Source organism: Kitasatospora sp. NPDC036934, from assembly GCF_055608425.1.
In genome coordinates this window covers 207,237-227,812 of the sequence record NZ_JBVJQR010000006.1, presented here as the reverse complement: position 1 = coordinate 227,812, position 20,576 = coordinate 207,237, and the positions used below count along the sequence as shown (strand labels likewise).

Below are 20,576 nucleotides of genomic sequence, written 5' to 3'. Positions count from 1 at the left end.
GCAGGTGCCGTCAGCCTGTGGCAGGCGGCGCACCCGGACGCAGGGCCGGCGGTCCCCGCTTCGGGGCCGTACGTCCCGGGGCGGAGCGCGGTGCGGGGTCGTCCGGGTGAAGTCGTGGACAGCAGGGACCACCGGCCCCCGGTATCCCATGGAACGGGGCCTGTTCGGCCCTGCGCGGACCTCGGCCGAGGGGGGAAGGATGAAGGTCGGCCGACCGTCGGCGGTCGGTGAAGCCGACAGACTCCGAGGAGTGCACAGTCATGTCCGTCAACCCGAGTACGGCTCCCGGTGGACCCTCCGAGGAGGAGATCCGGGCGCTCGACGCCCACTGGCGGGCCGCCAACTACCTTGCGGTGGGGCAGATCTACCTGATGGCGAACCCGTTGCTGCGCGAGCCGCTGCGCCCGGAGCACATCAAACCCCGGTTGCTGGGGCACTGGGGCACGTCGCCCGGCCTCAACCTGGTGCACACCCACCTCAACCGGGTGATCAGCGCACGGGACCTCGACGCCGTCTGCGTCTGGGGCCCCGGGCACGGCGGGCCCGCCGTCCTCGCGAACTCCTGGCTCGACGGCAGCTACACCGACACCTATCCCGACGTCACCCGCGACGGGGCCGGCATGGCCCGGTTGTTCCGCCAGTTCTCCTTCCCCGGCGGCGTGCCCAGCCACGTCGCTCCCGAGACGCCGGGTTCGATCCATGAGGGCGGTGAGCTCGGCTACGCGCTCTCGCACGCCTACGGCGCAGCCTTCGACAATCCCGGCCTGCTGGTCGCCTGTGTGATCGGCGACGGTGAGGCCGAGACCGGCCCGTTGGCGGCCTCCTGGCACGGCAACAAGTTCCTCGACCCCGTCCACGACGGCGCGGTGCTGCCGATCCTGCACCTCAACGGCTACAAGATCGCCAATCCGACCGTGCTCGCCCGCCTGCCCGAGGCGGAGCTCGACGCCCTGCTCCGCGGCTACGGCCACCTCCCGCTGTACATCGGCGGCCACGACCCGCTGACGGTCCACCGGGCCATGGCCGAGGCCATGGACACCGCCCTCGACCGGATCGCCGCCATCCAGCACGAGGCCCGCGCCGGCGGCAGCACCCGCCGACCGCAGTGGCCGCTCATCGTGCTGCGCACGCCCAAGGGCTGGACCGGACCGGCCGAGGTGGACGGCCTGCCGGTCGAGGGCACCTGGCGCGCCCACCAGGTGCCGCTCGACCGGGTCCGCGACAACCCCGCGCACCTGCGGCAGCTGGAGGACTGGCTGCGCTCCTACCGGCCGGAGGAACTCTTCGACGAACACGGCCGTCCATCGGCGCAGGTCCTTGACCGGATCCCCGAAGGCCCCCGCCGCCTCGGCGCGAATCCGCACGCCAACGGCGGCCTGCTGCTGCGCGACCTGCCGATGCCGTCACTCGAGCGCTACGCCGTACCCGTGGACAAGCCCGGTGCGACACTGCACGAGCCGACCCGGGTCCTGGGCGACCTGCTCGCCGACCTGACGGCCGCCACCGCCGAGCGCCGGGACTTCCGCCTGGTGGGTCCGGACGAGACCGCCTCCAACCGCCTCCAGGCCGTCTACGCCGCCACCGGCAAGGCCTGGCAGGCCGACACCCTGCCCGTCGACGAACACCTCGCCCACGACGGCCGGGTGATGGAGATCCTCTCCGAACACACCTGCCAGGGCTGGCTGGAGGGCTACCTCCTGACCGGCCGACACGGCCTCTTCTCCTGCTACGAGGCCTTCGTCCACATCGTCGACTCCATGGTGAACCAGCACATCAAGTGGCTGCGCACCACCCGCGCCCTGCCCTGGCGCGCACCGATCGCCTCGCTCAACTACCTGCTCACCTCCCACGTCTGGCGCCAGGACCACAACGGCTTCTCCCACCAGGACCCCGGCTTCGTCGACCACGTCCTCAACAAGAGCCCCGAAGCCGTGCGGGTCTACTTCCCGCCGGACGCCAACACCCTGCTCGCCACCGCCGACCACGTGCTGCGCAGCCGCGACTACGTCAACGTCGTGGTCGCCGGCAAGCAGCCCTGCTTCGACTGGCTCACGCTTGACGAGGCCCGCGCCCACTGCGCCCGTGGCGCCGGGATCTGGGAATGGGCCGGCACCGAGGACGGCACCCGGGAGCCCGACGTCGTCCTGGCCTGCGCCGGTGACGTGCCCACCCAGGAGGTCCTCGCGGCTGCCGACCTGCTCCGCCGGCACCTGCCCGACCTCCACGTCCGGGTGGTGAACGTGGTCGACCTGGCCCGGCTGACGCCCGCGGAGGAACACCCGCACGGGATGCCCGACGCCGAGTTCGACGCCCTGTTCACCCGCGACCGGCCGGTGATCTTCGCCTACCACGGCTACCCGTGGCTGATCCACCGCCTCGCCTACCGCCGGGCCGTCCACCCACAGCTGCACGTGCGCGGCTACAAGGAGTCCGGCACCACCACCACGCCGTTCGACATGGTGGTCCGCAACGACCTGGACCGCTACCGCCTCGTCATGGACGTCATCGACCGCGTCCCCGGCCTGGCCGTGCGCGCCGCCACCCTGCGCCAGGAGATGGCCGACCGACGTGCCCGCCACCACGACTGGATCTGCGAGCACGGCACCGACCTGCCCGAGGTCACCGACTGGACCTGGCAGGGCTGACCGAAACCGGGGGGCCGACCGTCAGGAGAACAGCACATGGAGCTACCCGTCACCGTCGGAATCGACGGCTCCGAAACCAGCCTGACCGCCGCCGACTGGGCCGCCCGCGAGGCGCTGCTGCGCGGCTGCCCGCTGCGCGTCCTGCACGCCCTGCCCCTGATGCCCCATCTGCTCCCCAGCTGGTCGGCAGGACGGCGGCCGGACCCGGGCGCCCTGCTGCACGAGGTCCGCCACGTCCTGGCGGTGCGCTACCCGCAGCTGGAGACCCGCATCGAGGAGGTCCACGACCTCGCCACCGCGGCGCTGGTGGCCGCGGGGGAGGACGCCGAACTGCTCGTTGTCGCCGCCCGCGGTGCCGGCGGCTTCCCCGGACTGCGCATCGGGTCCACCGCCCTGCATCTGGTCGCCCGGGCCGGCTGCCCGACCGTGGTGCTGCCGGTGGACCCCCCGGGTCCGGAAGCGCGCGAGCAGGTCGTGGTCGGGCTGGATGCCCGCCGGCCCGCGGAGGCGGCCCTGGAGTTCGCCTTCGCCGCCGCACGCCGCCACGGGCTGCCGCTGCACGTCGTCCACGCCTCGGCCGCTGGGGTGCCGGACGACGAGGACGATCTCCTCGCCCGTGCCCTCGAACCGTGGCGGGCAGCCCATCCGGAGGTCGAGGTCGTCGCGGACACCGCGTGCACGGGAGCGGGCCTGGCGCTGGTGGAGGCGTCGGCCAAGGCCCGGCTGCTGGTGCTGGGCAGGCGGCCCGCAGTCCTGGTCGGCGCGCTCGGCCCGGTCGGCCACGCCGTCCTGCACCACGCGCTCTGCCCGGTCGCCATCGTCCCGGAGGCGTGAGCGGGACCTTCGGGCCACACCCGGGGGCTGCTCGGCCCCTGGGACCGGCCTGCGGCGACCGCGATCGTGGATCGCGCACCGGGGTCGCCGGCATCCGCGCCGGGACCGTCGAACGAGGGAGGGCCGTCATCATGCCGTACGCCGTAGTGGTCGGAGTCGACGGATCGGGAACGAGTACAGCCGCCGCCGAGTGGGCTGCCCAGGAGGCGCACCGCAGCGGCCGGCCGCTGCGGCTGCTCCACGCCGGGGGCGCGAGCTCGACCGCGCCCGGGGAGGCCGACCGCGGCGGCGAGCCGCTGCCGCCGTCGGTGCTCGCCACCCGGGACCACATCGCGAGCGTGCTGCCCGGGCTGGAGCTGACCTGCGAGCACATGCCCGGGAACCCGGCCTACGCGCTCGCCGCCGCCGGGGGCCGCAACGGCCTGCTGGTGCTCGGCTCGCGCGGCCTGGGAGGGTTCGCCGGGCTGCTGGTCGGCTCCGTCTCGCTGCGGGTGGCGGGCCACGCGAACTGCCCCGTCGTGCTGCTCCGCGCTGGGGCCGACGGCCAGGGCGGCGGATCGGGCGACGTGGTGGTCGGGCTGGACAGCGACCAGGCCTGCCCGGACGTCATCGCCTTCGCCTTCGAACAGGCCGCGGCACGGGGCGCGACGCTGCGCGTGCTGGAGAGCCGGAAGGTGCCCGCGGGGCCGTACTCGACCGAGGCCGTGGTGGACCAGCGGGAGATCAGGGAGGCGCTGGAAGCCGCGGAGCTGATGCGGCTCCAGGACGCCCTGGCCCCCTGGCGGGAGAAGCACCCGGAGGTCCGGGTCCAGGCCGAGCTCACCGCCTGGCCGGCCGGACGGGCGCTGGTGGAGGCCTCCCGGAGCGCCTGCCTGACGGTGGTGGGACGCCGCCGGCCCAGGCTCCACCCGGCCGCGCCCTGGCTGGGCTCCGTCGCCCACGCCGTGCTCCACCACGCGCACAGCCCGGTCGCGATCGTGCCGCACGACTGAGGCCGGCCCCGCGCACGGCCGTGGTGCGGACCGACAGCGGTCCGCACCACGGCCGTCGGCGTGTCCACGGGGGACCGCGCGGGCGCGGGCGAACGAGAGGACCTTCGGCCCGCAGGACTACCCCCAATGGCCGGGGCCCGGCCCGCATCGGCCGGGGGAGGCTGTCGGTGGACAGCCCGACCGGACATCTGCGGGCGCCAGCTTCCCCGGAAACCGAAAGGTGGTCCAGCCCATGCCCCGCCAGACCCAGACCGAGGCGAAAGCCCCCTCCGTCCCGTTCCAGGCCCAAGTCACGGTGCCGCCCGCGGACATCGCTGTCGACCGTCTGGTGCGCAACGCGCTCGACGCGCTGGCCGCGTACGCGCCGTTCACCCAGGAGCAGGTCGATCACATCGTCAAGAAGGCCTCGCTGGCCGCACTGGAGCGGCACACCGGCCTCGCGGTGCTGGCGGTGGAGGAGACCGGGCGCGGGGTCTTCGAGGACAAGGCGGTCAAGAACGTCTTCGCCTGTGAGAACGTCACCCACGTGATGGCCCGGACCAGGACGGTCGGGGTGGTGCACCGGGACGAGATCGACGGCATCGTGGAGATCGCCGAGCCGGTCGGCGTGGTCGCGGGCATCACCCCGGTGACCAACCCGACCTCGACCGTGATCTTCAAGTGCCTGCTGGCCCTGAAGACCCGCAATCCGATCGTCTTCGCCTTCCACCCCTCGGCCCAGCGCTGCTCCGCCGAGGCCGCCCGGATCGTCCGGGACGCGGCGGTGGCGGCCGGCGCGCCGGAGCACTGCGTCCAGTGGATCGCCGAGCCCTCGATGGACGCCACCGGCGCCCTGATGAACCATCCGGACGTCGCCACGATCCTGGCCACCGGCGGCAACGCGATGGTGCGGGCCGCGTACTCCTGCGGCAAGCCGGCTCTGGGCGTCGGCGCGGGCAACGTCCCTGCGTACGTGGAGCGGAGCGCGGACCTGAAGCAGGCGGTGAACGACATCGTGCTGTCGAAGTCCTTCGACAACGGCATGATCTGCGCCTCCGAACAGGCCGTCGTCCTGGACGCGGAGATCCGCGACGCCGCGCTCGCCGAGTTCCGGAAGCTGAAGGCGCACCACGCGAGCGTCGAGGAGAAGGCGTTGCTGGAGCGGTACCTGTTCGGTACCGGCGACGGTACCGGCTGCGCCGGCGGCCGGCTGAACTCGGCGGCGGTGGGCCGTTCGGCCGCGCAGGTGGCCGAGGAGGCGGGCTTCGAGGTGCCGGCCGACACCTCGGTGATCCTGGCCGATTGCGAGCGGGTCGGGCCGGCCGAGCCGCTGACCCGGGAGAAGCTCTGCCCGGTGCTCGCCGTCCTCACCGCCCGCTCGCGCCGCGAGGGTGTCGAACTTGCCGCCGCGATGGTGGAGTTCGACGGCCTCGGGCACTCGGCCGCGGTACACACCGAGGACGCGGCGTTCGCCGAGGAGTTCGGGCATGCGGTCAAGGCCTGCCGGATCATCTGGAACGCGCCCAGCTCGCAGGGCGGCATCGGTGACGTCTACAACGCCTTCACGCCCTCGCTGACCCTGGGCTGCGGCAGCTACGGGCACAACTCGGTGTCCGGGAACGTCTCGGCGCTGAACCTCGTCAACATCAAGCGGATCGGGCGGCGCAACACCAACATGCAGTGGTTCAAGGTCCCGCCGAAGATCTACTTCGAGCGCAACTCGGTCAAGTACCTGGCGAGCATGCCGAACGCGCACCGGATCGTCGTCGTCACGGACCGGACCATGGTGGAGATCGGCCACCTGGAGCGGATCCGGGGCGTGCTCGGCCGCCGCCGCGAGCCGGTCGAGGTGCGGGTCATCGACTCCGTCGAGCCGAATCCGAGCATCGACACCGTGCGCAAGGGCGCCGCGCTGATGCGGGAGTTCGAGCCGGACACCATCATCGCGCTCGGCGGCGGCTCGCCGATGGACGCGGCCAAGGTGATGTGGCTGATGTACGAGCACCCGGAGGTGGAGTTCGCGGACCTGAAGGAGAAGTTCTTCGACATCCGCAAGCGCGCCTTCACCTTCCCGGACCTGGGCGAGAAGGCGAAGCTGGTGTGCATCCCGACCACCTCCGGCACCGGCAGCGAGGTCACCCCCTTCGCGGTGATCACCGACACCGCCACCGGCCAGAAGTACCCGCTCGCCGACTACGCGCTCACCCCGAGCGTGGCCATCGTCGACCCGGCCCTGACGACCGGCCTGCCCAAGGACGTCACCGCGGACACCGGCTTCGACGCCCTCACCCACTGCATCGAGACCTACGTGTCCGTCTACGCCAACGACTTCACCGACGGCCTGGCGCTCCAGGGCGTCCGGCTCATCTTCGAGAACCTGGAACGGGCCGTGCTGAGCGGCCCGGACGACCCGGTGGCACGGGAGAAGATGCACAACGCCGGGACGATCGCCGGCATGGCCTTCGGCTCCGCCTTCCTGGGCGCGGTCCACGCCATGGCTCACACCCTCGGCGCCACCTTCCACATCGCCCACGGCCGCACCAATGCCCTGCTGCTGCCGCACGTGGTCCGCTGGAACGGCTCCGCCCCGGCGAAGGTCACCGGCTGGCCCAAGTACCAGAGCTACACCGCCCCGGAGCGCTATCAGGTCATCGCCCGGATGCTCGGCCTGCCGGCCGCGACCCCGGAGCAGGGCGTCGAGTCCCTCGCGGCGGCGGTCGAGGAACTGCGCGACAAGGTCGGCATCCCGCGCTCCTTCAAGGCGGCGGGCGTGGACGAGGCGGCCTTCCTCGCCGCCCTGCCCCAGCAGGCGATGAACGCCTACGAGGACCAGTGCGCCCCCGCCAACCCCCGCATGCCGATGACCGCCGACCTGCAGCAGCTGATGCGTCGAGCCTACTACGGCGACCAGGCCTGAGAGAGGACACCGACATGACCACCTCGCAGCAGGAACGCACCACGAGCGCCTGGGACGGCTTCAAGGGCGGACTCTGGCGGGACGCCATCGACGTCCGCGACTTCATCCAGCACAACTACACCCCGTACGAGGGCGACGCCGCCTTCCTGGCCGGGCCCACCGAGCGGACCGCCGAGATGTGGCGGCAGATCACCGCCCGCTTCCCCGAGGAGCGCGCCAAGGGGGTCCTCGACATCGCGTACGACGTCCCGTCGAGCATCACCGCGCACGCGCCCGGATACATCGACCGGGAGCGGGAGTTGATCGTCGGCCTGCAGACCGACGCACCGCTCAAGCGCGCGATCATGCCGAGCGGCGGCTGGCGGATGGTCGCCGGCGCGCTGCGGACCTACGGCTACCCGGTCGACCCGCAGCTGGAGAAAGTCTTCACCGAGTACCGCAAGACCCACAACGACGGCGTCTTCGACGCCTACACCCCCGAGATCCTCGCCGCCCGCAAGGCAGGCGTCATCACCGGACTGCCGGACGCCTACGGGCGAGGCCGGATCATCGGCGACTACCGCCGCGTCGCCCTCTACGGCGTGGACCGGCTGATCGAGGCCAAGCTCGCCGAGAAGGCCGAACTGGACGCGCCACCCACCGACCCGACGCGGATCGAGGAGACCATCCGCGAGCGCGAGGAACTCGCCGAGCAGATCCGGGCGTTGGGCGAGCTGAAACAGATGGCCGACGGCTACGGCTACGACATCTCTGACCCGGCGGCGACCGCCCGCGAGGCGATCCAGTGGCTCTACTTCGCCTACCTGGCGGCGGTCAAGGAGCAGAACGGCGCGGCGATGTCGCTCGGCCGCACCTCCACCTTCCTCGACATATACCTCCAGCGCGACCTGGCCGGTGGATTGCTGACGGAACGCCAGGCCCAGGAACTGGTGGACGACTTCATCATCAAGCTGCGGATCGTCCGCTTCCTGCGCACCCCCGAGTACGACGAGCTGTTCTCCGGGGACCCGACCTGGGTGACCGAGTCGATCGGCGGCATGGGCGCGAACGGGCGGACGCTGGTCACCCGGACGTCCTTCCGCTACCTGCAGACCCTCTACAACCTGGGCCCGGCCCCCGAGCCGAACCTGACCGTCTTCTGGTCGCCCCGGCTCCCGCAGGGATTCAAGGAGTTCTGCGTCCGGGTGTCGATCGACACCTCCTCGCTGCAGTACGAGTCGGACGAGCTGATGCGCCCGCGCTTCGGCGACGACACCGCGATCGCCTGCTGCGTGTCCGCGATGGAGGTCGGCCGGCAGATGCAGTTCTTCGGCGCGCGGGTCAACCTCGCCAAGACCCTCCTCTACGCGATCAACGGCGGCCGGGACGAACTCTCCGGCGCCCAGGTCGGCCCGGCCACCACACCGGTCGGCGGGGCCGTCCTCGACTACGGCGAGGTGCTGGCTCGCTTCGACGAGCAGCTGGAGTGGCTCGCCGGGACGTACGTCCACGCCCTGAACGTCATCCACTACATGCATGACAGGTACGCCTACGAGCGGATCGAGATGGCCCTGCACGACCGGGACGTCCGGCGCACCATGGCCTGCGGCATCGCCGGACTCGCGGTGGCCGCCGACTCGCTGTCCGCGATCAGGTACGCCGAGGTCAGGCCGGTGCGGGACGAGACCGGCCTGGTCACCGACTACCTGGTCGACGGCGACTACCCGGCGTACGGCAACAACGACGACCGGGCGGACGAGATCGCGGTCCGGCTGGTCGAGGACTTCATGGCGAAGGTGCGCAAGCACCCCACCTATCGGGGCGCCGAGCACACCCAGTCCGTCCTGACCATCACCTCCAACGTCGTCTACGGCAAGAAGACCGGCAACACCCCGGACGGACGGCGGGCCGGCGAGCCGTTCTCCCCTGGCGCCAACCCGATGAACGGGCGCGACGCCCACGGCTACGTCGCGAGCGCGCTGTCCGTCGCGAAACTGCCGTACGACCACGCCGAGGACGGCATCTCGCTCACCAACACCGTCACCCCGGACGCGCTCGGCCGCACCCCCGAGGAACGGGTGCGCAACCTGGTCGGCGTCCTGGACGGCTACACCACCTGCCGCGGCTTCCACATGAACGTCAACGTCCTCGACCGGGACACCCTGCTGGACGCCATGGACCGCCCCGAGAAGTACCCGCAGCTCACCATCCGGGTCAGCGGCTACGCGGTCAACTTCGTCCGCCTCACCCGCGAGCAGCAACTCGACGTGATCGGCCGCACCTTCCACGACGCCTTGTAGCCCTCACCCCCCGCTCGCGGTGCCGGCGCCTCCCCGACCAAGGGCGCCGGCACCGCGCTTCACCGGGAGATTCCCATGCCCGATCCCATCCTGCCCGTCCACCTGCCGAGTCGATCCGCGCCAGCCGCGACACCGGCCGCCGTCGCCACCAGGCGCCCGGCCGGCGGAATGTTCCACTCCTGGGACCTGTCCACCGGCGTCGACGGCCCCGGCACCCGCTTCGTCGCCTTCCTGGCCGGGTGCCCGCTGCGCTGCCTGTACTGCCACAACCCCGACACCTGGCACCTGCGGGACGGGCGACGCATCCGCGCGGGCGAGATCGTCAGCGAGGCGGCCAAGTGCGTCGAGTTCATCCGCGCCTCCGGCGGCGGCGCCACCGTCAGCGGTGGCGAGCCGCTGCTTCAGCCCGTTTTCACCGGCGAGTTGCTGCACCGCTTCAAGCACGACCTCGGGCTGCACACCGCGCTGGACACCTCCGGCTTCCTGGGCACCCGCGCCACCGACGCGCTGCTCGCCGACACCGACCTCGTCCTGCTCGACGTCAAGTCGTGGGACCGCGCGCTCTACCGGCACCTGACCGGGCGGGAGCTGGCCCCCACCGTGGACTTCGCCCGCCGCCTGGCGGATCTCGGCAAGGAGGTCTGGGTCCGCTTCGTCCTGGTCCCCGGCCTGACGGACCCCGTCGAGAACGTCGAGGGGGTCGCCGCCTTCGCCGCCTCGCTGGGCAACGTCACCAGGGTCGATGTCCTCCCGTTCCACAAGCTCGGCATGGCGAAGTGGCGTGCGCTGGGCCTGGAGTGCACGCTGGCGGACACCCCAGTGCCCACCGGCGGTCAGACGGCGAAGGCGCGTGCCGTGTTCGAGGCCCACGGCCTGCACACCGTCTGACGGCCCTGGCCGGACGCGGACGCATCGCACGAGAGCGAGGCTCCCTGACGGGAAGCCTCGCTCTCGCGTGTTTGGAGTCGAAGTGCCGTGGCGGGTGGGCGCCGCGGCCCGACAGGGGGTGCCGGCCTTGGTCTGGCTGCCCCAGCCGGCAGCGATGTCTGCCGGTGTGGTGTCGGGGATCAGGGGCGCGCTGAACCGGAAAACCGAGAGCCGACGGCACCTTCCCCCGTGGAGGGGTCGGTGCCGCCGGCTCCGGCAGCGGGGCCTCGGCGTGCGTGCTTCCGGGACGGCGGTGGGGTCTCAGCGGAGCCAGGCGTGCTTGCGGACGATCGGGAGGGCAGCCCAGCGGCGTCCCAGCCCCCAGATGTCGCCGGCGCCGACGGCGGCCAGCGCGAGGAGCAGCAGCGCGTAGACGACGTGGTAGTCGACGACGGGGTTGCTGGAGCCGCTGGCGGTGCCGTTGGCGAGATGGCGGGCGGGTGGCCACTCGGCGGCCCACATCAGGGCCAGGAGCAGGGTGCCGCCACCGGCGGCGGCGCGCATCCCGACGCCGCCGACGAACGCGACGCCGATGCCGAGCAGGCCGAGCATGAACAGCCAGTCGGCCCAGGCCTGCCCGGCCCAGGCGTGGAAGGTGGACTGGAGCGGACCGGCCGAGACGTGGCTGAGGAAGCCCTTCGTCGGGGAGCCGCCGTTGAGCCAGGAGCCGGCCTCTCCGGTGGCGTAGCCGAGGCCGAACGTCTTGTCGAGGGCTACTTGCGGTGCATGGTGTGCAGGGCCTGGGCCATGACGTGCGGGTCGTGGTGGCCCTTGTGGACGGCCGGAGGCTGCCGCTTGAGGCCGAGGAGTTCGGCCACGGCGGCCCAGGCGGTGCGTACGGAGTACTCGACGGTGAAGACGACGTCGTCGGGGACCTCGGCGTACTGGCCGATGAAGGCGAGGTTGGTGGATCCCTTCGGGACCACCCGCGGCCGGTCGCCGTGGCTGCGCGCGAGGAACTGGCTGGTGATGTAGGGCATCAGACAGGGGATGGCGGTCGAGGCCTCGGCGATCTTCTCGGCGGTGTCGGGGGCCACGGCCAGGTGCTGGAGGACCTCCTGGAGGATCTCCGCGCCACTGCACTCCCGCATCGGCTTCTTGACGAAGGTGCCGGGCCTGTCGGGGAAGAGGCCGTAGCCCCACCACACGGATACGTCCTCGGGCTGCTGCTGGTAGACCGGCTGGCGGTTGACGACGACGGTGAGCAGCCACGGGGAGTCGGTGAGGGTGAGCAGGCCGCCGCGGCCCGTCGGGCGGCCGGTGAACTTCTCCATCCAGTCGAGGAAGGCGGGGTCCTTGGCGGTGACGGTGAAGGACTCCCAGGTGGATTCGTCCGGGTGGTGGTCGAAGACAGCGGGGTTGCCGAAGTCGTCGCGGCCACGGGCGATCCGGTGCCACAGCAGGAAGGAGTCGGGGCTGAGGGAGGTGTTCGGGCTCGCCGGCGGGGCGGTGTGGGAGCCGAGGACGGAGTCGGCGGTCATCGATCCGTTGGTGACGAACACGAGGTCGTCCCCGGCGACCGGGATGTCGGCGTGCGCGCCGGTGAAGTGGATGCGCTCGACACTCGTTCCCGGTCCGCGCCGGAAGGCCAGGTCTGCGACCCGGCGGCCGGTGTGGAGGTGGACTCCCTGCTCCAGGAGCCAGGCGGTGAGCGGGCGGACGATCGAGTCGTACTGGTTGTAGCGGGTCCGGTAGATCCCGGACATCGTCTGGAACTCCGGGAAGAGGTGGACGAAGCGCTTGAGGTAGCGCCGGAACTCGATGGCGCTGTGCCAGGGTTCGAACGCGAAGGTGGTGCACCACATGTACCAGAAGTCGGTGGTGAAGAACCCCGCGTCGAAGCAGTCCGTGATGCGCTTGCCGTCCAGCATCCGCTCGGGCGTGGCCAGGCACTTGACCAGTTCGAGCCGGTGACGTTCGGAGAAGCCCATGGCGTGTCCGTCGCAGATCTCGCCGCCCGCCCGCACCAGCCGGGCGGTGTCGTCCCAGGGGGACTCGTCGTGCGAGTCGAGGATGTCCTGGGTGGCCGACTTCGACGGGTCGTCCAGCGACGGAATGCCGGATAGCAGGTCGTACGTGCAGCGGAACTGGGCCTCGAACATCCGGCCGCCGCGCATCGTGTACCCCGTCTCGGGCGTACCGCCCGCGTCCAGGCTGCCGCCGACCTCGTCCTGGCCCTCGTAGAGGTGGATGTCGCGGCCGGCGAAACCCGCGTCCCGGATGAGGAACGTTGCTGCGGACAGGGCGGCGATGCCGCCTCCGACCAGGTGGGCCTTGGGCATCGGAGGTCTCCTCGACTGTCGTGCACTGAACTGCCATCGGGCTGGATGAGCAGCGATCCCGGCGGTTGGTGCCGGGCGATCGAGTCCATCGATCGGGGGTGCGGACGACAGCTTGCTCCCGGGCCGGCCGGCGGGTCGTTGGGCCGTTGGTCACCGGTGGCGGAACGACGGTCCCGGTGGCATCCCGGGTTCGCGGGACCGGCGGACCGGGACCTTCGGGCCCTGCCGCGGGGCGACGTGGATCCTGCCGAACAGCGTGCGCGAAGGAACGGTTGACCGGGCGGACACCGACCGCAGGGCCCGAGGAGGAGACCCATGGAACAGTCGCGGACCGACCCCCGCCGTGCCCGCGCCCGTCTTCCTGCTCGGGCCCTGTGTCTCGTCGTCGGCTCGCGTGGCCTCGGCGGCTTCCGGGGCCTGATCCTCGGGTCGGTGAGCCATGCCCTCGTCGAGCACGCGGAGTGCCCGCTGATCGTCGTCCCCCCGTGCAAGGGGCGCTGAGGGGCATGGCGTGGATCCCGGCCTCGGCCGCTCACACGGTCCGGGCGGGACCGGCAGGCCCACGACCGCACCGCACGGCATCGCGCTCGGCAGAGAACTCACGTTCCCTGTGCCGGGCCAGGGCCGGGCTGAAGGTCCCGGCCTCCGGGACCCGTTCGGTCCTTCGCAACTCCGCCAGCAGTGCCGATGGTTGAGACCAACGAGAACACGAAGGAGAGGACACATGGGCGAGCAGACCGGACCGGAGCAGCGGATCGTGGTCGGTGTCGACGGATCGCCGGCATCAGTCGACGCACTCCGATGGGCCGTCGGCCAGGCCCGCATACAGGGTGCCGTGGTGGAGGCCCTGATCGCGTGGCAGCACCCGGTGGCCACCGGCTGGACGGTGCCGATCGAGGCCTACGAGGATCTCCCGGGCATCGCGCGGAAGATCCTCGACGACAGCGTCACGGAGGCGACCGCCTCCGACGCCCCGGTCGAGATCAGGACCCGGGTGCAGGAGGGCGGCGCCGCGGCGTGCCTGCTGGACGCGGCCCGCGGCGCCGCCCTCCTGGTCGTCGGCAGCCGGGGCCACGGAGGCTTCGCCGGAGCCCTGCTCGGCTCGGTCGGCCAGCACTGCGTCCAGCACGCGTCCTGCCCCGTCGTCGTGGTCCGCCACCGGAACGACTGACCCGTACACCCAGCACCCGACGCGCGGCCGTGCCGCCGATCGGAAAGGAGCGAACCGACCATGCGACACCGGATCGTGGGAGAACTGATGACCCCGGCCGTCGTGCACGTACGGCCCGACACCGGTTTCAAGGAGATCGTCCGGCTGCTCGCCGAGCACGACATCACCGCCGTGCCCGTCCTGGACCACGAGGACCGGCCGCTCGGCCTGGTCTCCGAAGCCGACCTGCTGCTCAACGAAGCGGCCCAGGAGGACCCCGCCGGGCTGCTGCTCACCCCGGACCTGCCGCCCCGCGAGCGCGCCCGCAGCCGGGCGAGCACCGCCGTGGGCCTCATGACCGCCCCGGCCGTGTGCGCGCGCCCGGAGTGGACGGTCGTCGAAGCGGCCCGCCTGATGCAGAGCGAGCGCGTCAAGCGCCTGCCCGTCGTCGACGAGGCAGGCCGCCTGGTGGGCATCGTCAGCCGCAGCGACCTGCTCCGCGTGTTCCTACGCCACGACGCAGCGATCCGCGAGGAGATCCGGGCCGAGGTCCTGCGCCGCGTCCTGGGCATCGACCCGGACACCGTGACCGTCCGGGTGCAGGACGGCCGCGTGACCCTCACCGGCGCGCTCGGCGACGGCGGCCAGGCGGCGGTGGTCGAGCGCCTGTGCCGTGGCGTGGACGGCGTCGTCGACGTCACCAGCCACCTCGACCACCGCACGACGGCCACCACCGCCCTGAACCGGGCCGGCTGACTCCCCGCCCCAACCACCCGCGGGATCCCGCACCGGCCGCCGTCGAGGACTCCGACGGCGGCCGACCGGTACCGTTCGCACCCGGACACGAAGGCCTGACGCCGGGCCCCGCTCAGGCAGCCTCGGCGAAGCCGTGAACGACGGAGGAGTCGCCGAGGGCGGCTTCGCCCTCGCCGTCCGCACGGCGACCCTCACAGGAGGCGCCGCACGGCCTCCATGATCGCGTTCCGGCAGTCCTCCGGGTCCGACGTCAGGACAGTCGTCGCCGGCATGCTCGCGGCATTCGTCGGGCTCCAGGCCGAGGCGATGGCCAGGACGAGGGTGAGAAGTGTGGCCGGGGCGAAGCCCGGTGTGCCCACTCCGCCCTTCCGAGCCGCTTCCAAGGAGGCGATCTTGTCGTCGTGGGTCTGCTTGGCGACGGCAGGGTCCCGTTCCACGGCAGTGCCGCGTTCCAGTCGGTGCCAGGTCGCCAGGCGGAGCACCTCGGGGTGCTTCTGGTAGAAGTCGAACAGCCGCCCGGCGTAGCCCGGCAGGTCGTCAGGTGTGAAGGGCACCATGTCGAGGCCGCGCCCGAGGTGTGCGTCGAAGACGGCGTCGAAGAGCCCGTCCTTGTTGCAGAAGTAGACGTAGATGAGATTCTTGTTCGCCGAGGCGACCTTGGCGATCCGGTCGACGCGGGCTCCCGCGATCCCGTACGCCGCGAACTCCTGGGTCGCTGCGTGAAGAATGCGCGCCTTCGTGGCCTCGGCTCGGGACATGGGGGTCATGCTAACAGCGCCTACTGGATCTTGCCGGGGCGTAGGACCCGGTGCCCTCGCCAGGTGAGCGCGTTCGCCGCTGGAACCACGGTGGAATCGTTTGAGACATGAGGCGATTCGTTCGGGAGTCCGTCGGTGGTCTTGCTCCGGGTGAACCGGTGAGGGGGAGAAGTGCTCCGCCGGAACGGTGAGTTGCCACCGCCCGGCGATGACCGGGCCGACGGTCGGCGCGATGCGCGGACCCACGACGAGGCAGGCCGGGGGCCGCGGCGACGTGCTCCTCGCGATCAGGGACCGGTGTGCAGCGTGTGTCGTCACCGCAGTCCGAATGCGTCGATCACTGAGCCTTTTCAGGGCGGGCACCGATCGGGTGACGGTCGAGCGGTAAGCGTGAGGCCACAACGAACGAGGCCCCCGGACGGTTGAGCGAGATGTCTCACGTCTCAAGCAACCAGCCAGGGAGCCTCGTTGGTCACCTATCCTGCCGCACTGGACCTGCCGCATGCCCTCGTTGAGTGGGTGACCATGCTGATCGTCACCCGGGAGGGTGACCGACGGTGCAAGCTCCGGCCCTCCCAGCGGGCGCTGGTCGCGCTCGTGTACCTGCGCAAGCACGACACCCTCGCCCAGATCGCCGCCGGCTTCCGGATCAGCGTCGGCACCGCCCACGCGTACGTCCGCCAGGTCACCGACCTGCTCGCCCGGAAGGCACCCGGTCTGACCCGGGCCCTGCGCGACGCCGACCCGGAGTACGTGCTGGTCGACGGCACCCTCGCGGAGTGCGACCGCGTCGGGGACGGCCGCGCCGACTACTCCGGCAAGCACCGCCGCCACGGCGTGAACCTCCAGGTCGTCACCGATCCGGAAGGCAAGCTGGTGTGGGTCTCCCGCGCCCTGCCCGGCCGCACCCACGACCTGACCGCCGCGCGCACCCACCTCATCGTGAAGACCTGCATCCGACTCCGCATCCCGGCCTTGGCCGACATGGCGTACACCGGCGCGGGCGGAACCTTCGCCATGGCGACCAGGCGCCCACCTCGCGGCGAGCTCACCGCCGGCCAGAGATCGGTGAACAGGGCTCACGCGCGGCTTCGCTACCCCGTCGAACGCGGCGTTGCAACGCTCAAGCGCTGGAGGATCTTCCACCATGCTCGCTGCAGTCCGAACTGGCTCACGGCAGCAGCAAAGGCCGTCCTCACCCTTGAGCATCAACGCTGAAAAGGCTCACTGCCTCGGAGGCGAGCAGCATGACGGTGCACCACAGGGTGATTCCGGCCATCAGCCAGCCGATCAGCCGCCACCGGGGCAGGCCCAGCGCCGTGCCAAGCGTGGCCGATCCCCACGTTCCGAAGAGCGCAGGCCCGATGATGCCGAAGCCGATCACGCCGTACCGGTTCACCAGGCGCCGGGCCCGTCGGCCGGTGGGGCCGTCAAGGCGGTTCCGGCGGTTGCGGCGGTTCTCGGGCGGCGGCCCGGCGGTGACGGGCCGCCGCTTCGAGCGCCGGAGCAGCCAGCGGGTACGCAGCCACCCGGCCGCGAAGACGGCGGACAGCAGGCATCCGGCCGCGCCGAGGAGTACGGCGACGAGCGCGACGGGCGGGGGGAGGGAGGAGAGGCCGAAGGGTACGGCCGGGGTGCCCAGGGCGAATCCGGCGAGCACGGCCAAGGCGAAGTTCAGCACGCAGCACTCCTCGTCTCGGGGACGGGCGCCACGTCGGTTCGCGGCGACAGTTAATTAACTAACCAGTTATGCTATCGCGGTGACCACCTCACCATCCGCCTCAGCATCCTTGCCGGGCAGTTCGGTTGAACGACTGGCGGCATCCAGGTACGTACTTCTCACGACGTTCCGCCGGGACGGGCGGGCCGTGCCCACTCCGGTGTGGGTGATGGGGGACGGGGACTGCCTGGCCGTGTGGAGCGCGGCCGACGCCGGCAAGGTCAAACGGATCCGCAACAGCGGCCGGGTGACCGTCGCTCCCTGCAACTGGCGGGGAGTCCCGAAGGGGCAATCCGTGCCCGGTGTCGCCGAGTTGCCCGCCGACCGGGACACCGTCCACTACCTCGACCTGATGAAGCGCAAGTACGGCCTCGTCGCGCGGGTCGGCTTGCTGGGCAGCCGACTGAAGGGGTCCGGGTACCGCGCGGTGGGCATCCGGATCCGACTCGCGGAGTGACCCTCGCGGACCTCCGCCGCATCCGGCCATCGCTCTTCGGCCGACGCCGTGTTGACGGACCGTCAGATCTCGGGCAGCCTTGCCTCAGAATATTAACCATCCAGTTAGTCAATCCATTTCGAACGGAGTGGCACCGCCATGTCGGCATCCACCACTGAGTTCACCGGCATCCCGCCCGAATCAGGACCCCCGTCCCCGCGGTCCTCGCTGCGCTGGTGGGCGCTGGCCGTGATCGGCCTGGCCCAGTTGATGATCATGCTGGACGCCACCATCGTGAACATCGCGCTGCCGTCCGCCCAGGCCGACCTGGGCTTCTCCGACAACGACAGGCAGTGGGTCGTCACCGCCTACGCACTCACCTTCGGCAGCCTGCTGCTGATCGGCGGGCGTGTCGCCGATCTCTTCGGCCGCAAGCAGGCCTTTCTCGCGGGTGTCATCGGGTTCGCCGCCGCCTCGGCGCTCGGCGGAGCCGCCGGCAGCTTCGAACTCCTGGTGCTGGCCAGGGCGATCCAGGGCATCTCGGGTGCCCTGCTGGCCCCGGCGGCCCTCTCCCTGCTGACGACCATCTTCACCGACGTCAAGGAGCGGGGCCGGGCCTTCGCGATCTTCGGTGCCATCGCGGGCGCCGGCGGCGCGCTCGGCAACCTGCTCGGCGGCCTGCTGACCGAGTACCTCAACTGGCGTTGGACCCTCTACATCAACCTGGCGTTCGCGGCGGTGGCGCTCCTGGGCGGTCTGCTGCTGATCGAGCGTCAGTCGCGGGCGGAGCAGCGCCCCAAGCTCGACGTCCCCGGTGCGGTACTCGTCACCCTGGGGCTCTTCGGCCTGGTCTACGGGTTCTCCAACGCCGAGTCGCGCGGGTGGAGTTCTCCCGCCAGCTGGGGTCTGCTGGTCGGAGGCCTCGCCCTGATCGCCCTCTTCGCGTACTGGCAGTCGACGACGGCCGGGCCGCTGCTGCCCCTGCGCATCCTCCTCGACAGGGATCGAGGCGCCTCCCAGATCGCCATTCTGGTCGCCACCGGAGGCATGTACGCGGTCGCGTTGTTCCTCGCCTACTACATGCAGCAGACGCTCAAGTACACCCCGGTCGAGGCGGGGCTCGCCTTCCTGCCCATCCCCGCCGCACTGGTCGTTGCCTCCGCCCTGGCCGTGGGGGTCCTGATGCCCCGGGTGGGGCCGAAGATCGTGATTCCCCTCGGGATGGCGCTACTGGGCGTGGGCATGGTCTGGTTCACCCGCCTGGATCTGGACAGCACCTACACGGGAGGCATTCTGCCGCCGCTGCTCGTCCTGGGCCTCGGTCTCGGCCTGGTCTACGCGCCGGCGATCGACCTGGCCACCTACCGGGTTCACGAGGATGATGCCGGGGTGGCCTCCGCGGCGGTCAACACCTCGCAGCAGATCGGTGGTTCGTTGGGGATCGCTGTTCTCAACACGCTCGCGGCGACCGCCGCGGGCAGCTATCTCAGCAGCCGGCAGGCCACGCCCGAGGTGATCGCCGGGGCGGCGTTGCACGGCTACTCCACCGCGTACTGGTGGGCGGCCGGCCTCGCAGCCGTCGGGCTCGTCGTGACCTTCGCGCTGTACCGTCCCGGTGCTCGGGAGAAGTCCCCCGACGCGGTGAAGGCCGTCGCCATGTGACACCTGCTCGACGAAGTCCCTCCATCCTTGAATCGCAAGCAGCCCCCGGGGCCGTGCCGCGCCCCTCGGGGGCCGGACGCCGCCCCGGGGGCTGCTTGGTCGGGCCGCCCTTGAGCGACTGATGGCGGAAGCCGAGTACGGCACCCGCAGTCCTCCCAGGGCTGCGGGGGCGGTCGGGTCGACGTTCAGGATCGGCACGGTCCGGTCGCCGGGCACGGTGAAGGCGAACAGGTCCGTCATGCCGAGGCGGGCGTCGTCCGGGGGGAGCGGATGTTGGGACCGCTGAGGTGATGAGACATGCCCACCAGCATGAGCGGCCCTGCCCCTTCGTGCTCGCCTGGCGGGCTCTTCGTGCCGCGGATTCACACCGATTCCGCCCCGCCGCGTCCGTCGGGCCGTGCTGGGGGAGCGGGTCACCGAGCGGGCTCCCCGCCGCCGTCGCTGACGGCCGCGCCTTGTTGCCGGCCCGTTGTCCATCGATTGTCTGCCGGGATGCCGGGCTCAGGTGCTGCCCGGGGTGCCGCGGCCGTGTTGACCAGGGCTTTGACTGTGTGCCGACGAGGTCGTTGGTCGTTTGTCTACCAGTATCCCCGACCGTATATCAGGTCCGGTCACGGACTCGGTGGCTTCCGGACGGGGCCGCTGGCGGACGACCCAGGAGGACTCGCATGTCCCGTATTCCCCTCCGCGTCCGCGCCGCGGCCGTCGCGGCCCTGGTGACGGCCGTCGCGCTGCCCCTCGCGGGCACGGCCACCGCCTCGGCGGCGGTTCCCGCCGGTGTCCAGAGCGCGCAAAGCTCGATCCTGGACGCCGACTCGCCCACGACCTGGGCCGAGAAGAACGGCGGCTGCATCCAGATCAACTGGACCCCGCCGAACAACGTCGGCAAGTACGACTGGATCGGCCTCTACAAGCGGGACCCGAACGCCGTCGGCATCGACAGCTACGAGACCTGGCAATGGCCTACAACCACGGCCCTCGTACCCGACCAGCGTGCCGGCGGTCAGCGGCGACTACTGGACGGCCTACATCTCCTGCGACTACGCCTCCGGCCAGTACCGGCTGATGTCCTCGCAGATGAACATCCTCGCCTGAGCGGTGGCCCTGCGCCGCTTTCCCTCAACATGTTCGGTCCGAAAGAAGGAGAAGACCATGAAGGTCTCCCGCCCAAGGCCGTCCAATGCTCCGGGTTGATTCCGAGGGCCACTCCAGAATTACTGTGACATTCCTGCCGCTCAG

17 protein-coding genes are annotated in these 20,576 nt (G+C 71.3%); 13 read left to right on the top strand and 4 right to left on the bottom strand.

Annotation, left to right across the window (positions count from 1 at the left end):
- The first annotated feature begins 260 nt into the window (after nucleotides 1-260).
- The 6 genes from ACZ7BZ_RS11645 (at nucleotide 261) to pflA (ending at nucleotide 10,534) form a co-directional block, all read left to right on the top strand.
- Nucleotides 261-2,645: a phosphoketolase family protein gene (locus ACZ7BZ_RS11645; RefSeq protein WP_470358203.1), complete on the top strand. Its 2,385-nt coding sequence runs from the start codon at nucleotides 261-263 to the stop codon at nucleotides 2,643-2,645.
- Between the two features lie 36 nt (nucleotides 2,646-2,681).
- Entirely contained in the window at nucleotides 2,682-3,479 is a 798-nt protein-coding gene (locus ACZ7BZ_RS11640; protein ID WP_470358202.1) for a universal stress protein, read from the top strand.
- Between the two features lie 131 nt (nucleotides 3,480-3,610).
- Nucleotides 3,611-4,471 (top strand): universal stress protein, encoded by an 861-nt coding sequence (locus tag ACZ7BZ_RS11635; RefSeq protein WP_470358201.1) that lies wholly within the window; start codon nucleotides 3,611-3,613, stop codon nucleotides 4,469-4,471.
- A gap of 232 nt (nucleotides 4,472-4,703) precedes the next feature.
- Nucleotides 4,704-7,367: a bifunctional acetaldehyde-CoA/alcohol dehydrogenase gene (gene adhE / locus ACZ7BZ_RS11630; RefSeq protein ID WP_470358200.1), complete on the top strand. Its 2,664-nt coding sequence runs from the start codon at nucleotides 4,704-4,706 to the stop codon at nucleotides 7,365-7,367.
- 14 nt (nucleotides 7,368-7,381) lie between these two features.
- A complete protein-coding gene (gene pflB / locus ACZ7BZ_RS11625; RefSeq protein WP_470358199.1) occupies nucleotides 7,382-9,646 on the top strand; it encodes a formate C-acetyltransferase in 2,265 nt (754 codons plus the stop codon).
- 75 nt (nucleotides 9,647-9,721) lie between these two features.
- Nucleotides 9,722-10,534, top strand: a complete 813-nt coding sequence (gene pflA / locus ACZ7BZ_RS11620) for a pyruvate formate-lyase-activating protein (RefSeq protein WP_470358198.1) — start codon at nucleotides 9,722-9,724, stop codon at nucleotides 10,532-10,534.
- A gap of 300 nt (nucleotides 10,535-10,834) precedes the next feature.
- Here pflA and ACZ7BZ_RS11615 read toward each other — a convergent pair whose 3' ends face one another.
- Nucleotides 10,835-11,401 carry a hypothetical protein gene (locus tag ACZ7BZ_RS11615; RefSeq protein WP_470358276.1) on the bottom strand — a complete coding sequence of 189 codons (567 nt, stop codon included), beginning with the start codon at nucleotides 11,399-11,401 and terminating at the stop codon, nucleotides 10,835-10,837.
- Entirely contained in the window at nucleotides 11,287-12,855 is a 1,569-nt protein-coding gene (locus ACZ7BZ_RS11610) for an oleate hydratase (RefSeq protein WP_470358197.1), read from the bottom strand. The genes ACZ7BZ_RS11615 and ACZ7BZ_RS11610 overlap by 115 nt, the downstream gene beginning before the upstream one ends.
- Nucleotides 12,856-13,170: 315 nt before the next feature.
- Here ACZ7BZ_RS11610 and ACZ7BZ_RS11605 point away from each other — a divergent pair, with 315 nt between their 5' ends.
- The 3 genes from ACZ7BZ_RS11605 to ACZ7BZ_RS11595 all read left to right on the top strand — a co-directional run bounded on the left by ACZ7BZ_RS11605 (nucleotide 13,171) and on the right by ACZ7BZ_RS11595 (nucleotide 14,761).
- Nucleotides 13,171-13,356 (top strand): universal stress protein, encoded by a 186-nt coding sequence (locus ACZ7BZ_RS11605; protein ID WP_470358196.1) that lies wholly within the window; start codon nucleotides 13,171-13,173, stop codon nucleotides 13,354-13,356.
- A 223-nt stretch (nucleotides 13,357-13,579) separates the two neighbouring features.
- A complete protein-coding gene (locus tag ACZ7BZ_RS11600) occupies nucleotides 13,580-14,026 on the top strand; it encodes a universal stress protein (protein ID WP_470358195.1) in 447 nt (148 codons plus the stop codon).
- 60 nt (nucleotides 14,027-14,086) lie between these two features.
- The gene (locus ACZ7BZ_RS11595; RefSeq protein ID WP_470358194.1) at nucleotides 14,087-14,761 is read left to right on the top strand and encodes a CBS domain-containing protein; all 675 of its coding nucleotides are present in this window, start codon (nucleotides 14,087-14,089) and stop codon (nucleotides 14,759-14,761) included.
- A 191-nt stretch (nucleotides 14,762-14,952) separates the two neighbouring features.
- Here ACZ7BZ_RS11595 and ACZ7BZ_RS11590 read toward each other — a convergent pair whose 3' ends face one another.
- Entirely contained in the window at nucleotides 14,953-15,519 is a 567-nt protein-coding gene (locus ACZ7BZ_RS11590) for a TetR/AcrR family transcriptional regulator (protein WP_470358193.1), read from the bottom strand.
- 468 nt (nucleotides 15,520-15,987) lie between these two features.
- Here ACZ7BZ_RS11590 and ACZ7BZ_RS11585 point away from each other — a divergent pair, with 468 nt between their 5' ends.
- A complete protein-coding gene (locus ACZ7BZ_RS11585; RefSeq protein WP_470358192.1) occupies nucleotides 15,988-16,737 on the top strand; it encodes a transposase family protein in 750 nt (249 codons plus the stop codon).
- Here the strand turns inward: ACZ7BZ_RS11585 and ACZ7BZ_RS11580 are convergent.
- Nucleotides 16,715-17,200: a hypothetical protein gene (locus ACZ7BZ_RS11580; RefSeq protein ID WP_470358191.1), complete on the bottom strand. Its 486-nt coding sequence runs from the start codon at nucleotides 17,198-17,200 to the stop codon at nucleotides 16,715-16,717. The two genes, ACZ7BZ_RS11585 and ACZ7BZ_RS11580, sit on opposite strands and share 23 nt — an antisense overlap.
- A gap of 79 nt (nucleotides 17,201-17,279) precedes the next feature.
- Here ACZ7BZ_RS11580 and ACZ7BZ_RS11575 point away from each other — a divergent pair, with 79 nt between their 5' ends.
- From ACZ7BZ_RS11575 to ACZ7BZ_RS11565, 3 genes are all read left to right on the top strand, one after another.
- Nucleotides 17,280-17,696, top strand: a complete 417-nt coding sequence (locus ACZ7BZ_RS11575) for a PPOX class F420-dependent oxidoreductase (RefSeq protein WP_470358190.1) — start codon at nucleotides 17,280-17,282, stop codon at nucleotides 17,694-17,696.
- Between the two features lie 138 nt (nucleotides 17,697-17,834).
- Nucleotides 17,835-19,337 carry an MFS transporter gene (locus tag ACZ7BZ_RS11570; protein WP_470358189.1) on the top strand — a complete coding sequence of 501 codons (1,503 nt, stop codon included), beginning with the start codon at nucleotides 17,835-17,837 and terminating at the stop codon, nucleotides 19,335-19,337.
- Between the two features lie 668 nt (nucleotides 19,338-20,005).
- On the top strand, nucleotides 20,006-20,560 hold the full coding sequence (locus ACZ7BZ_RS11565) for a hypothetical protein (protein WP_470358188.1): 555 nt from the start codon (nucleotides 20,006-20,008) through the stop codon (nucleotides 20,558-20,560).
- Nucleotides 20,561-20,576 lie beyond the last annotated feature (16 nt).